Source organism: Microbacterium sp. NPDC055903 (assembly GCF_053615555.1).
The window spans coordinates 875,297-887,808 of the sequence record NZ_JBSHCA010000002.1 but is presented as its reverse complement, the minus strand read 5'-3'; the positions used below and the strand labels follow the sequence as shown (position 1 = coordinate 887,808).

General features: G+C 70.4%; 14 protein-coding genes. 8 read left to right on the top strand and 6 right to left on the bottom strand.

The window, feature by feature from the left end:
• Positions 1-2 precede the first annotated feature (2 nt).
• The 5 genes from ACWGJP_RS13780 to ACWGJP_RS13760 are packed head-to-tail and all read left to right on the top strand — an operon-like array spanning position 3 to position 4,234.
• Positions 3-833 carry an ADP-dependent NAD(P)H-hydrate dehydratase gene (locus tag ACWGJP_RS13780; protein ID WP_452330347.1) on the top strand — a complete coding sequence of 277 codons (831 nt, stop codon included), beginning with the start codon at positions 3-5 and terminating at the stop codon, positions 831-833.
• Positions 830-2,041, top strand: a complete 1,212-nt coding sequence (locus ACWGJP_RS13775; RefSeq protein ID WP_452330346.1) for a hypothetical protein — start codon at positions 830-832, stop codon at positions 2,039-2,041. Before ACWGJP_RS13780 ends, ACWGJP_RS13775 begins: the two co-directional genes overlap by 4 nt.
• A 4-nt stretch (positions 2,042-2,045) precedes the next feature.
• Entirely contained in the window at positions 2,046-2,360 is a 315-nt protein-coding gene (locus ACWGJP_RS13770; protein ID WP_452330345.1) for a thiamine-binding protein, read from the top strand.
• A 9-nt stretch (positions 2,361-2,369) separates the two neighbouring features.
• A complete protein-coding gene (locus ACWGJP_RS13765) occupies positions 2,370-3,590 on the top strand; it encodes an MFS transporter (RefSeq protein ID WP_452330344.1) in 1,221 nt (406 codons plus the stop codon).
• Positions 3,591-3,610: 20 nt separating this feature from the next.
• Positions 3,611-4,234 carry an NUDIX domain-containing protein gene (locus ACWGJP_RS13760; RefSeq protein WP_452330343.1) on the top strand — a complete coding sequence of 208 codons (624 nt, stop codon included), beginning with the start codon at positions 3,611-3,613 and terminating at the stop codon, positions 4,232-4,234.
• Here the strand turns inward: ACWGJP_RS13760 and metX are convergent, their stop codons facing one another.
• Positions 4,235-5,443, bottom strand: a complete 1,209-nt coding sequence (metX, locus tag ACWGJP_RS13755; protein ID WP_452330342.1) for a homoserine O-acetyltransferase MetX — start codon at positions 5,441-5,443, stop codon at positions 4,235-4,237.
• 105 nt (positions 5,444-5,548) lie between these two features.
• Entirely contained in the window at positions 5,549-6,871 is a 1,323-nt protein-coding gene (locus ACWGJP_RS13750) for a bifunctional o-acetylhomoserine/o-acetylserine sulfhydrylase (protein WP_452330341.1), read from the bottom strand.
• A 125-nt stretch (positions 6,872-6,996) separates the two neighbouring features.
• Between ACWGJP_RS13750 and ACWGJP_RS13745 the strand changes: the two genes are divergently transcribed.
• The 3 genes from ACWGJP_RS13745 to ACWGJP_RS13735 are packed head-to-tail and all read left to right on the top strand — an operon-like array spanning position 6,997 to position 9,110.
• Positions 6,997-7,779, top strand: a complete 783-nt coding sequence (locus ACWGJP_RS13745; RefSeq protein WP_452330340.1) for an SDR family oxidoreductase — start codon at positions 6,997-6,999, stop codon at positions 7,777-7,779.
• A gap of 3 nt (positions 7,780-7,782) precedes the next feature.
• Positions 7,783-8,484 carry a uracil-DNA glycosylase gene (locus ACWGJP_RS13740; RefSeq protein ID WP_452330339.1) on the top strand — a complete coding sequence of 234 codons (702 nt, stop codon included), beginning with the start codon at positions 7,783-7,785 and terminating at the stop codon, positions 8,482-8,484.
• 17 nt (positions 8,485-8,501) lie between these two features.
• The gene (locus ACWGJP_RS13735) at positions 8,502-9,110 is read left to right on the top strand and encodes an N-acetyltransferase family protein (protein ID WP_452330338.1); all 609 of its coding nucleotides are present in this window, start codon (positions 8,502-8,504) and stop codon (positions 9,108-9,110) included.
• A gap of 3 nt (positions 9,111-9,113) precedes the next feature.
• Here the strand turns inward: ACWGJP_RS13735 and ACWGJP_RS13730 are convergent, their stop codons facing one another.
• The 4 genes from ACWGJP_RS13730 to ACWGJP_RS13715 are packed head-to-tail and all read right to left on the bottom strand — an operon-like array spanning position 9,114 to position 12,506.
• Entirely contained in the window at positions 9,114-9,905 is a 792-nt protein-coding gene (locus ACWGJP_RS13730; protein ID WP_452330337.1) for an ABC transporter ATP-binding protein, read from the bottom strand.
• Positions 9,902-10,693: an ABC transporter ATP-binding protein gene (locus tag ACWGJP_RS13725; RefSeq protein WP_452330336.1), complete on the bottom strand. Its 792-nt coding sequence runs from the start codon at positions 10,691-10,693 to the stop codon at positions 9,902-9,904. Before ACWGJP_RS13725 ends, ACWGJP_RS13730 begins: the two co-directional genes overlap by 4 nt.
• Positions 10,690-11,556: an ABC transporter permease gene (locus ACWGJP_RS13720; protein ID WP_452330335.1), complete on the bottom strand. Its 867-nt coding sequence runs from the start codon at positions 11,554-11,556 to the stop codon at positions 10,690-10,692. Before ACWGJP_RS13720 ends, ACWGJP_RS13725 begins: the two co-directional genes overlap by 4 nt.
• Entirely contained in the window at positions 11,556-12,506 is a 951-nt protein-coding gene (locus tag ACWGJP_RS13715) for an ABC transporter permease (protein WP_452330334.1), read from the bottom strand. Before ACWGJP_RS13715 ends, ACWGJP_RS13720 begins: the two co-directional genes overlap by 1 nt.
• Positions 12,507-12,512 lie beyond the last annotated feature (6 nt).

Sequence of the window (12,512 nt, the reverse complement as noted above, 5' to 3'; positions counted from 1 at the left end):
ACATGGTCGAGGTCCGTGAGTGGCTGCGCGAGGACGTGCGCCGATTCCTCCGCGTGCCAGGACCGGACGACGACAAGTACTCCAGGGGCGTCGTCGCGGTGCGCACCGGTTCGGCGGCGTATCCGGGAGCGGCCGTGCTGTCCGTCGAAGCGGCGTGGCGCGCGGGTGCGGGCTACGTCCGGTACACCGGGACGGCGGGAGGCGCCGTCATCGCACGCCGGCCCGAGACGGTCGTGTCCGCCGATCTCGGCGGGACGAGGCCGGATGCGTGGGTCATCGGCTCGGGGACGGATGCCGCCGAGCGGACCGAGGACGAGGAGGCCGTGCTGCGCGGCATCCTCGCCGGGGCCGTGCCCGTCGTCGTGGATGCCGGAGCGATCGACCTCGCCCCCGGCTCGGAGGCTCCGCTCATCGTGACCCCCCACGCCGGTGAGCTCGCCAGGCTCAGGGCGCGCCTCCGGCTCTCGTCCTTGGACGACGGCGACCGCGTCGCGCTCGCCGTCCAGACCGCCCGCGCTCTCGGACGAACGGTGCTGCTGAAGGGCTCACGGACGCTGGTGGCCGCCTCGGACGGCTCGGTGATCGCGGTGGACGCCGCCACGGGCTGGCTCGCCACCGCCGGCGCCGGAGATGTGCTCGCCGGCGTGATCGGAGCGTTCATCGCGGCGAACCGTGGGGCGTCTCTCGCCGAGACCGCGGCCTCCGCGGCCTGGGTGCACGGGCATGCCGCGCGTCTCGCCGCCGGAGCCCGCTCCGGCCGGCCAGGCCGCCCGATCGTCGCGCTTGACGTCGCAGAGGCGCTGCCGCCGGCCATCGAGGACCTGCTCGCGTGAGGGGGCGACTGCCGCTGCTGTGGGCGGCGTTCCTCACGGCGCACGTGCTGGTGGCGTGGCAGGGCTGGGTGCTGCCGAGCCAGCCGATGGGCGACGTCGTGCTCGTGTACGAGCCCTGGGCGTCATCCGCGCTCACCGGGGGTGCCGTGGTGGGGATCACGGAGCCGTGGGTCTACCCTCAGCTCGCGCTGATCCCGATGCTCCTCGCGAAGATCCTCTCGATGCCGCTCGCGGCGTGGCTCGGCGTCTCGGGTGCCTATCTCATCGCATGGGCGGTGCTGGTGACCGCGGTGGATGCCGCGGCGTTCGCCGTGCTCGTCGGTCGTCGTCCGTCCGCGCGGCGACGGTCCGCGGCGTGGTTTTGGACCGCGGCGCTCGTGCTCCTCGGACCGATCGCGCTGTACCGCATCGATGCGGTCACCGTGCCGCTCGCGGTCTGCGCCGGGCTCTGGCTCCTGCGCCGGCCCGTGCTGGCGACCGCGCTGCTGACGGTCGGCGCGTGGATCAAGATCTGGCCTGGTGCCCTCGTCGCCGCGGCCGTGGTGGCAGCCCGCGGGCGGGTTCGAATGCTGGCGGCGGGGGTGGCCGTCGCTGCAGGGGTCCTGGTCGTGCTGTTCCTCGTCGGCTCCGATCACCCGCTGGGATTCCTCACGGAGCAGACCGGTCGCGGGCTGCAGGTGGAGGCGGTCGCGGCGACGCCGTACCTCTGGCTGGCGCGCGCGGGCGCGGCATCGGTGGCGTACAGCTTCGACATCCTCACGTTCCAGATCGACGGCCCAGGCGCCGAAGCGGTCTCCGCGCTGCTGACGCCGATCATGGTCGCGGCGGTCGCGGCGGTCCTCGCCCTCGGCGGCGTCAAGGCCGCGCGGGGTGCGGCGTTCGCCCGGCTTTTCCCGCCTCTCGCCCTGTCGCTCGTCCTGGTGCTGATCGTGGCGAACAAGGTCGGTTCCCCGCAGTTCCAGACCTGGTTGATCGCTCCCGTCATCCTGTGGTTCGTCCTGGACCGTGCACGCGCCGGCCTGCCGGCGGCGCTCGTCCTCGTGCTGTGCGGGCTCACCTGTCTCATCTACCCCGTGATCTACGACGCGCTGCTGCGCACCGAGCTCGTGCCCGTGCTGCTGCTGACCGTGCGCAACGTGCTCCTCGTCGTCCTCATGACCATCGGCGTCCGCCGGCTGGCCCTCGTCCCCGTCCCCTCCCGGAGGTAATCCCATGCTCATCGCCTTCTCCGTCGCGCCCAGCGGCGCAGGCAACGCAGACGGCTCGGTCCACGATGCGGTCGCGGCCGCCGTGCGCGTGGTGCGCGCATCCGGCCTCCCGCACCGGACGACGAGCATGTTCACCGAGTTGGAGGGGGAGTGGGACGAGGTCTTCGACGTCGTCAAGCGGGCCACCGAGGCCGTCGCCGGATACGGCTCGCGCGTCTCGCTCGTGCTCAAGGCCGACATCCGGCCCGGCTACACCGGCGAGCTGGACGCGAAGATCGAGCGCCTCGAGGCGGCGATCGATGCCGACGACCCCGCGTAGAATCGACGGGTGAACCACTCCTCGACGCTTTCGAGGGGTGCGGCGACGACGGCGCTCCTCTCCCTCGCCATCGGCTCCTTCGGCATCGGCATGACCGAGTTCGTCGCCATGGGCCTGCTCCCCGACATCGCTCGCGATCTGCTTCCGCACATCTGGGCGTCCTCGCAGGAGGAGGCGATCGGTCAGGCGGGCGTGCTCATCTCGCTCTACGCGCTCGGCGTCGTCGTCGGCGCCCCGACGATCGCAGGGTTCGTCGCCAGGTACCCGAGGCACCGCGTCATGATCGGGCTCGCGATCGCGCTGACGGTGTTCAACGCACTGACCGTCGTGATGCCCACCTTCGAGCTCGTCGGCGCATCGCGACTCCTCGCCGGGCTGCCGCACGGCGCCTACTTCGGCATCGGGGCGCTCGTCGCGGCGGATGTGCTCGGCCCTGGACGTCGTGCGCAGGGTGCCGCATTCATCCTCGCCGGTCTCACCATCGCGAACGTCGTCGGGGTGCCGCTCGGCACCTTCCTCGGCCAAAGCTTCGGATGGCGTACCGCGTTCTTCGTCGTCGCGATCGTGTTCGCCCTCGCCACCGTCTGCATCGCGCTGTTCGTCCCCGAGCACGCCGGCGATCCAGGCCGCAGCATGCTGAGCGAGTTCGGTGTCTTCCGGGTCGGCCAGGTGTGGCTGACGCTCGGGATCGGGGCGATCGGCTTCGGCGGATTCTTCGCCGTCTACAGTTACATCTCGCCGCTTGTCACGGAGGTCGCCGGCTCTCCCGACTGGGCGGTGCCGATCGTCCTGGTCCTCGTCGGGGTGGGGATGACGATCGGCAATTTCGCCGGCGGATACCTCGCCGACAAGGATCTGCGGCGCACGCTGATCTGGGGCATGTCGGCGCTCGCCGCGATCCTGGTGCTGCTCGCCCTGCTGTCGTTCCAGATCGTCCTCGCCGCGATCCTCGCGCTCGGCGTCGGGGCGGTCTCCTCGATGCTGAGCCCCGCGATCCAGACGAGGCTGATGGACGTCGCCGGCGACAACCAGTCGATCGCCGCGGCGATGAACCACTCAGCACTGAACATCGGCAACAGCCTCGGCGCCTTCCTCGGCGGCGTGGTCATCTCCATCGGATGGGGATACACGGCACCGGCCTGGGTCGGGGCCGCGCTGGCGCTGATCGGTCTCGGCATCACCGTGATGGCATACCGCACGCAGCGCCGCCCCGCACTCGTCTCCGCCTGACGACCACGTAGGGTGGGCGCATGGACGAGGATGCGATCGCCGTCGGCGGGACCGCCGTGCTGCTGCGCCAGGGGAGAGCCGGACTCGAGACCCTGCTGATCCGGCGGCCGGATCGCGGGTCGTTCGCCGGGGGATGGGTGTTCCCCGGCGGCGTCGTCGAGCCGCAGGATGCGGCCGATGCGGAGGAGGATGCGGCCAGGGCGGCCGCGATCAGGGAGACGTACGAGGAGGTGGGGCTGGTCCTCACCGACCCTGTGACCCTCTCCCGCTGGGCACCGCCCGTCGAGGCGCCGAAGCGCGTGCGGACGTGGTTCTTCCTGGCCGCCGATCCCGGCGGGGAGATCCACCCGGCGGCGGGAGAGGTGGCGGGGTGGGCCTGGATGCGGCCTGAGGATGCGCTCGCGCAGCACGCCGACGGGGCTATGCTTCTCTTCCCGCCCACCTGGGTGACGCTGCAGGCGCTCGTCGGCGCGGGCTCCGTCGCCGACGTGCTCGCGGTCACGAGGGCGATCGCGCTCTTCTCCACGAGGATGCTCGACGGCGGAGTGTTCGCCTGGGCGGGCGATGCAGAGCATCCGGACGGCGAGGACGGCGTGCACCGCCTGGAGACCTCCGCCCTGCCATGGCGGTACCGGCGCGAGTGACTACGCGTCGAGGAGCCGGCGCAGGTGGTGACCGACGACGTCGGTCTCGATGAGGAAGCCGTCGTGGCCGAAGTCGCTGGCGATCACGACGGCCGCATCGCCGTCGAGCGTGCCGCGGATGCCGTGGGCGATGCGGTGCTGGCCGTCGAGTGGGAACAGCCTGTCGCTGTCGATGCCGAGCACCAGGGTGCGCGCCGTCACGCGTGCGAGGGCATCCTCGATGCCGCCGCGGTCGCGACCGACGTCGTGCGAGTTCATCGCCTCGACGAGCGTGATGTAGCTGTTCGCGTCGAATCGGCGGGTGAACTTGTTGCCGTGGAAGTCGAGGTAGCTCTCCACGGCGAAGCGCCCTCCGTGGCCGAGCGGGGAGAGCTCCGACTGCCAGGAGCGCTGGAACCGGCTGTTCAGCTCGATCGGGGAGCGGTAGTTCAGCATCGCCATCCGCCGTGCGAGGGCCAGCCCCCGGTGCGGCCCTTCACCGACCGCCGAGTCGTAGTACTCGCCGTCCTCGAAGCGCGGATCCATCCGGATGGTCTCCAGCTGGAGCATGTTCGAGGCGATCTGATCGGCCGTGCTCGCGGGCGGAGAGGCCAGGATCGCGAGCCGCTCGACCCGCTCGGGGAAGCCGATCGCCCACTCGAGCGCGTGCATGCCGCCCATCGATCCGCCCACTACGGCCGCCCAGCGATCGATGCCGAGCGCGTCGGCCAGGCGCACCTGGGCTGCGACCTGGTCGCGCACGGTGAGGTAGGGGAACCGGGAAGCCCACTCGTAGCCGTCAGGCGCGACGCTCGCAGGCCCCGTGGAGCCCTGGCAGCCGCCGAGGATGTTCGGAGCGACGACGAACCAGCGGTCGGTGTCGATCGCGGCGCCTGGGCCGACAACATCGCCCCACCAGCCTGCAGTGGCGTGTCCTGGTCCTGCGTCGCCGCGGACGTGGCTGTCGCCGGTGAGCGCGTGACTGATCAGGATGGCGTTGTCACGCGCCGCGTTCAGCTCTCCCCAGGTCTCGTAGGCGAGCCGGATGCTCGGCAGCTCCTCGCCGCCCTCGGTGCGGAACGGCCCGAATCCGGCGAACAGGCGGTCTCCGGCCGGATCGCCGTCGCGCCAGGCGCCTGTGACGGGCGGGCGGGCCCGCATCATGCTGGCCTGTGCTTCGGTCACGCGCCGTGAGGGCACGGTGTCCTCCGAGGTCGACTGCCAGTCCATGCATCCATTCTCGCGTGGTTCCCGGCGCCGCGGACGCACGTTACGACGCGGAACGCACGGATGCCCCGGACCTGTGTGGTCCGGGGCATCCGTGCGGTGCGGAGCTCAGGCGCGAGCGGCGTCCGACACGCGGCGCGCCGCGGCGAGGGCCTGCTCGAGATCGGCCTTGAGGTCGTCGATGTTCTCGAGGCCGACGGACAGGCGCACGAGGCCTGGCGTGACACCCGCGGTGAGCTGCTGCTCGGGGGTCAGCTGGGCGTGCGTGGTCGAGGCGGGGTGGATGACGAGGGAGCGCACGTCGCCGATGTTGGCGAGGTGGCTGAACAGAGAGAGGCTGTTCACGAACTCGCGTCCGGCCTCCACACCGCCCTTCAGCTCGAAGGAGAGCACCGCGCCGACGCCCTTCGGGGCGTAGGTGTTGGCCTTCGCGTACCAGGGCGAGGAGGGCAGACCGGAGTAGTTGACGCTCGCGACGTCGTCGCGGTTGTCCAGCCACTCGGCGATCTCCTGGGCGTTCTGGACGTGGCGCTCGATGCGCAGCGACAGCGTCTCTACGCCCTGGATGAGGTTCCAGGCGCTCTGCGGAGCGATCGACGATCCGAGATCGCGCAGCAGCTGCACGCGCGCCTTGATGATGTAGGCGAGCGGGTCGCCGACCGCTGCCGTGTAGCTCGCACCGTGGTAGGACGGGTCAGGAACCGTCAGACCGGGGAACTTCTCCACGTTCTTGGACCATTCGAACCGGCCGCCGTCGATGACGACGCCGCCGATGGTCGTGCCGTGGCCGCCGAGGAACTTCGTGATGGAATGCACGACGATGTCGGCGCCGTGCTCGAAGGGACGGATCAGGTACGGGGTCGCGATCGTGTTGTCGACGATGAGCGGGACACCGTTCTCGTGCGCGATGTCGGCGACGGTGCGGATGTCGAGGACGTTGATCTGCGGGTTGCCGATCGTCTCGGCGAAGAACAGCTTCGTCTCGGGGCGCACGGCACGGCGCCATTCCTCAGGGTCGTCCTGGTTCTCGACGAAGGTGACTTCGATGCCGAGCTTGGCGAGGGTGTACTTGAAGAGGTTGTACGTGCCGCCGTAGATCGAGCTGGAGGCGACGAAGTGGTCGCCGGCCTGCGCGATGTTGAGGATCGCGAAGGTGGACGCCGCCTGGCCGCTGGAGAGCACGAGCGCTCCGGTGCCGCCCTCGAGCGCCGCGAGCCGCTGCTCGAGGACGTCTTGCGTCGGGTTCTGGATGCGGGTGTAGATGTTGCCGAACTCGGCGAGGGCGAAGAGGTTCGCCGCGTGGTCCGCGCTGTCGAAGACGTAGGACGTGGTCTGGTAGATCGGCGTCGCACGGGCCTTGGTGACCGGGTCGGGAGCTGCTCCCGAGTGGATCTGCTTGGTCTCGAAACGCCAGGTCTCGGGTGCAGGCATGGGGTTCTCCCTGAAACGGTTGGATGCGGATGCGGCGGAAGCCGTTGCACCGAGGTTACGGGACCGCCGGGTTGTCAAGAACACCCGGGAAATGTGACGTAACACGTGCGGGTACGGTGGATGGCATGGTGAACAGACGTGCAGTGGTGACAGGAGCGAGCTCGGGGATCGGTGCGGCGACGGTGCGTGCCCTCGTAGCGTCCGGCTGGGACGTCGTCGGTGTGGCACGAAGGCAGGATCGCCTGGCGGAGCTCGCCGCCGAGACGGGCGCGGTCGGGATCGCGTGCGACCTGACCGATGCGGAGGCAGTCGACGCCCTCGTCGCAGAGCTCGGCGCAACGGGGCCGGTGCACGCGCTCGTCCAGATCGCGGGCGGCGCGCGCGGCACGGACCGGGTCGAGGACGGGCGGGTCGAGGACTGGCAGTGGATGTACGACGTGAACGTGCTGAGCACCCAACGGCTCGTCGCAGGGCTCCTGCCGCTGCTGCGCAGCGCAGCCGACGCCGACGGTCACGCCGATGCCCTGTTCGTCACGTCCACCGCCGCGCAGGTCGCGTACCAGGGCGGTGCCGGCTACAACGCGGCGAAGGCCGCGGAGGGCATGCTCGTGAGGGTGCTCCGCCAGGAGCTCAACGGCGAGCCGATCCGCGTCGTCGAGGTCGCGCCCGGCATGGTGCACACCGAGGAGTTCACCCTCAACCGGCTCGGGGGCGACCGGCTCGCCGCCGATGCGGTGTACGCCGGCGTCGACGCACCGCTCGTCGCCGAGGACGTCGCCGATGTGATCGCCTATGCGCTGAACGCGCCGGGGCACGTGAATCTCGACCTCGTGACGATGCGTCCTGTTGCGCAGTCCGCGCAGCACCTGCTGGCGCGCGGTCCGCTCCGCGTGCGCGGCGAGGACTGACCGGTGACGGCGCGCACGCTCGCCCAGCTCGCCGACGAAGGTCTCATCGACGAGGGCTGGGCCCGTGCGCTCGCCCCCGTCGCCGATGTGATCTCTGGCATCGGCGAGCGGCTCCGTGCGGAGCAGGCCGAAGGCCGCGGATACCTCCCTGCCGGATCGAACGTGCTGCGCGCCTTCCAGCGTCCGCTGGATGACGTGCGGGTGCTGATCACCGGGCAGGATCCCTATCCGACGCCGGGGCACCCCATCGGACTGTCGTTCGCGGTCGACCGCGACGTCAGGCCGCTGCCGCGGAGCCTGTCGAACATCTACAAGGAGCGCGAGAGCGATCTCGGCATCCCTCCCGCACCGCACGGCGACCTGACTGCGTGGAGCGATCAGGGCGTGCTGCTGTTGAACAGGGTGCTCACGGTGCGACCAGGGGCGGCCGCCTCGCACCGCGGATGGGGATGGGAGCAGGTGACCGAAACGGCCATCCGCACGCTCGTCGCCCGGGAGAAGCCGCTCGTCGCCGTGCTGTGGGGGAGGGATGCCGAGGGGCTGCGACCGATGCTCGGCGCCACGCCGGTGATCGCATCGGCGCACCCATCGCCGCTGTCAGCCAGCCGCGGCTTCTTCGGCTCCCGGCCGTTCTCCCGCGTGAACGACCTCCTCGTCGAGCAGGGCGCAGAACCGGTGGATTGGCGTGTCGCCGGAGAGGCCTGACGCCATAGGCTTGGCGCATGCAGTTCGAACCGGGTGATCGCCGACGCGTGCTTCCGCACCATCTGCGCCCGGTCGTCGCTCCCGAGGTCTTCTCGTACTCCATCCGTCCCGCGCGCGCGACGGATCTCCCGTACGTCAGGGAGATCTACAACCACTTCGTGAGCAACTCCGTCGTCACCCTCGACGAGCGCAGGAGCAGCATCCCCTCCTGGCGGGAGAAGTTCGCGCTCCTGCAGAAGCTGGACCTGCCGTTCCTCGTCGCCGTCTCGCCGTCGGGCGTCGTGCTCGGATACGCCCTCGCCCAGCCATGGGCCGGCAAGAACGCCTACAAGTACACCGTCGAGGACTCGATCTACCTCGGGCCGGGCGCCGGCGGCAAGGGGCTCGGTGCGGTTCTGCTCCAGGCGCTCATCGAGGCCTGCGAGCAACGAGGGATCCGCGAGATGGTCGCGGTGATCAGCGACAGCAAGGCCGAAGCGTCCATCCGCCTGCACGAGAAGCTCGGCTTCGTCGAGGCGGGCCGGATGGGCAGGGTCGGCCACAAGTTCGGGCGCGACCTCGGCACGGTCTATATGAAGAAGGCGCTCAAGCCGGTCGGTCGGCGAAGGCTCTTCGGAGCCCGCTGACGGTCAGTGGCCTGGGATCACCGGGATCGCGGCCAACAGCGTCTTCGTGTACTCCTCACGGGGATGCTGGAGCACATCGCGGGTGGTACCGTGCTCCACGACACGCCCGTCCTTCATCACCGCGACGGTGTCGCAGAGGTTCTGCACGACGCCGATGTCGTGCGAGACGAGCACGAGGGTGAGCTCCTCGGTGCGCCGCAGCTCCGCCAGCAGCGCGAGGATCTGCGCGCGGACCGTGACGTCCAGCGCTGACAGGGGCTCATCGCCGACGAGGATGCGCGGCCGGTGCACGATCGCACGAGCGAGGGCGATCCGCTGCCTCTGGCCGCCCGAGAACTCGTGGGGATAGCGGTCGGCCATCTCGGCCTCGAGGCCCACCTGACCCAGCACCTCGCGGACCCTGGCACGGCGGTCTCCCGGCACATCGAGCGCCCAGAGCGGCTCGGCGATGATGCGGCCAGCCGTCATTCGAGGATCCAGCGAGGCGTAGGGATCCTGGAACACCAGGCCGGTGAGCCTTCGGAGCCAGTGCAGGGAGCGGGCGGGCGACGCCGCATCGACGGGCCGCCCATCCACCGACACCGTCCCGGCCGTCGGGGCGTCGAGCCCCAGGAGCAGCCGGATCAGCGTGGACTTGCCTGATCCGGACTCGCCGATGATGCCGAGCGCGGAGCCGGCCTCGACATCGAGATCGGTCGGATGCAGCGCTGTCTGCGTCGTCACCCGGTCGAGAGGGCCGCGCCGTGGAACAGGGAAGTCGCGTCGCAGGTCGCGCGCCTGGATCAGAGCGCTCATGACTCTCCTCCATCGGGCCGCCACAGCGTCGCCGTCGCATCTCTCAGCAGGCCCTGCGTGATGGGCGACGACGGCGCGTCGAGCAGGGTCTCGATCGGTGCCGATTCGACGACACGGCCGTGTTCGAGGACCACGCCGCTCGTCGCGACCTGCGCCAGCACGGCGAGGTCATGGGTGATGAACACCAGCGACATCCCCTCGTCCTTGACGAGGCCGAGCAGCAGCTCGAGGATCTCGGCCTGGATCGTGACGTCCAGCGCGGTGGTCGGCTCGTCGGCGATGAGCAGTCGCGGCCGGCACGCGAGAGCCATCGCGATCGCGACGCGCTGACGCTGCCCCCCGGAGAGCTGATGCGGATAGCGGTCGACGATCGAGGCGGGATCGGGGAGGTGCACGCGGGCCGCCTCTGCGATCGCCCGCTGCCTCGCCTCGGTGCGCGAGATCCCGGTGTGGATCCGGATCGCCTCGGCGATCTGGCGTCCGACCGTGCGGATCGGGTTGAGAGCGGTGCGCGGCTCCTGGAAGACGATTCCGATGTCATCGCCCCGGAAGCGGGCCAGGTCGCGATCGGGCATCCCCACCAGTTCCGTGCCGTTCCATCGGATGCTGCCGTGTGCCACCGCGCCGCGGGGGAGCAGGCCGAGAACGGCCAGGGCCGTGAGCGACTTACCCGATCCCGATTCGCCGATCAGGCCGAGCCTCGTCCCGTCCGGCACCTCGAAGGAGACGCCGTCCACGACGCGGCGTCCGTCGATGTCGACGACGAGATCCTGCACGATCAGGCTCATGCGACCACCTCCGGCGTGTGCGTCTGGCCGGCGCGTCGTTCGAGCGTCGGGTCGGTGGCGTCTCTGAGCGCATCGCCGAGGAGGTTGAGACCGAGCACAGAGAGGGTGATCGCGAGCCCCGGCCAGATCACCGAGAGCGGATGGATGGCGATGTAGCGCTGCAGGTCGGCGAGCAGGATGCCCCAGCTGGGCTCGACGACGGATGCGCCGAAGCCGAGATAGGAGAGCCCAGCCTCCGCCAGCACGGCCACGGCCATCGACCAGGAGAGCTGGACGATGAAGACCGGCGCGACGTTCGGCAGCAGATGCCTGGCGAGGTTCTGGGCGGGGGTGAGGCCGGAGGCGCGGCCGGCGAGCACGAAGTCGCTCCGCTGAACGCGGCGCAGCTCAGGGCGGGTGACCCTCGCGATGTTCACCCCGAAGCCGATCCCGACCGCCCAGATGACGACCCACAGGGAACCGCCCCAGACCGAGGAGATCATCATGGCGATGAGTAGCACGGGGAAGGCGATGAGGATGTCCACGAGCACGGCCACCGTCTCGCGCAGCCATCGGGCGGTGAGCGCGCCGAGCGCGGCGAGCACGATGCCGACGACAGTGGCGACGATGCCGGCCCCGACGCTGACGAAGACGGTCGTCCGAGCACCGGCCATGATGAGGCTCAGGATGTCGCGCCCCGTGCCGTCCGTGCCGAGCACATGCGGCCACGACGGTGACGCCCACCGGTTCGCGATGTCGGCGGAGAACGGATCGAAGGGGGTCCACACCAGGGAGAGCAGCGCGGTCACGGCGATGACGGCGACGGTGGTGATCCCGAAGCGTCCCGTCCAGGATCGCCACAGGGCGCGCAACCAACGGGGCATCAGGCGCTCTCCCTCTGCCGGGGGTCGATGAGGTGGTGCACGAGGTCGACGACGAAGCCGATCACGAGGACGAATCCGGTGAGCACGAGCAGCTCGCTCTGCACCTTGATGAGATCTCGCGTGCCGACATCCGCGACGAGCATCCGTCCGATCCCCGGAAGCGTGAACAGCTGCTCGATGACGACGGAGCCCACCACGATGCCCGCCACCTGGAGACCGAGGACCGTGACGATCGACAGGCCGACGGCGGGGATGCCGTGCTGGATGAGCGCCCGGTTGCGGCTCAGCCCCTTCGCGGCGGCCGTGCGCACGAAGTCCTCGCCCGCCGCCTGCAGCGTCGCGCTGCGCACGAAGCGCAGCAGCATCGCGCCCTCGACGACGCCGATCGTGAGCGCGGGCAGCAGGAGGGCCCGCAGCGCCTGCCATGGCTCCGCCCAGCCGTCCCTGGGGAAGCCCTGAGCGGGAAGCCAACCCAGCCAGACGGCGAAGACCAGGATGAGCATCATGCCGGCCCAGACGACGGGGACCGCCGCCAGCGCCTGTGCGCCGAACGAGAGCGCGGTGCCGCCGGCGCGGCCGCGGAGCACGGCGGACAGGATGCCGAAGGGGACGGCGATGAGCAGGGCGATGGCCAGAGACAGGATGCCGAGCGGAACGGTCACCTGCGCCTTCAGCACGAGCTCCTCGCCCACGGACGCGCCGGAGAGGAGTGAGGTGCCGAGGTCGCCCCGCAGAACGCCCCCGATCCACTCCGCGTACTGCTGGGGGAGCGGGCGGTCGAGCCCCAGGGACTCCCGCAGCGCCTGCACCTGCTCCGGTGTGGAGTTCGTGCCGGCGATGAGCTGGGCCACGTCGCCCGGCAGCACGCGCAGGGTGAGGAAGATGATCACGCTCGACACGAGGAGCCCCGCGATCAGCAGGGCTCCTCGTGTGAGCGTGTAACGCAGCATCCGGTG

Bases quoted from the DNA above. Each gene is read 5' to 3' on its own strand.
- ACWGJP_RS13780 (WP_452330347.1), top strand. From the start codon at position 3: ATGGTCGAGGTCCGTGAGTGGCTGCGCGAGGACGTGCGCCGATTCCTC.
- ACWGJP_RS13770 (WP_452330345.1), top strand. From the start codon at position 2,046: ATGCTCATCGCCTTCTCCGTCGCGCCCAGCGGCGCAGGCAACGCAGAC.
- ACWGJP_RS13760 (WP_452330343.1), top strand. From the start codon at position 3,611: ATGGACGAGGATGCGATCGCCGTCGGCGGGACCGCCGTGCTGCTGCGC.
- metX (WP_452330342.1), bottom strand. From the start codon at position 5,443: ATGGACTGGCAGTCGACCTCGGAGGACACCGTGCCCTCACGGCGCGTG.
- ACWGJP_RS13750 (WP_452330341.1), bottom strand. From the start codon at position 6,871: ATGCCTGCACCCGAGACCTGGCGTTTCGAGACCAAGCAGATCCACTCG.
- ACWGJP_RS13745 (WP_452330340.1), top strand. From the start codon at position 6,997: ATGGTGAACAGACGTGCAGTGGTGACAGGAGCGAGCTCGGGGATCGGT.
- ACWGJP_RS13735 (WP_452330338.1), top strand. From the start codon at position 8,502: ATGCAGTTCGAACCGGGTGATCGCCGACGCGTGCTTCCGCACCATCTG.
- ACWGJP_RS13730 (WP_452330337.1), bottom strand. From the start codon at position 9,905: ATGAGCGCTCTGATCCAGGCGCGCGACCTGCGACGCGACTTCCCTGTT.
- ACWGJP_RS13725 (WP_452330336.1), bottom strand. From the start codon at position 10,693: ATGAGCCTGATCGTGCAGGATCTCGTCGTCGACATCGACGGACGCCGC.
- ACWGJP_RS13720 (WP_452330335.1), bottom strand. From the start codon at position 11,556: ATGCCCCGTTGGTTGCGCGCCCTGTGGCGATCCTGGACGGGACGCTTC.
- ACWGJP_RS13715 (WP_452330334.1), bottom strand. From the start codon at position 12,506: ATGCTGCGTTACACGCTCACACGAGGAGCCCTGCTGATCGCGGGGCTC.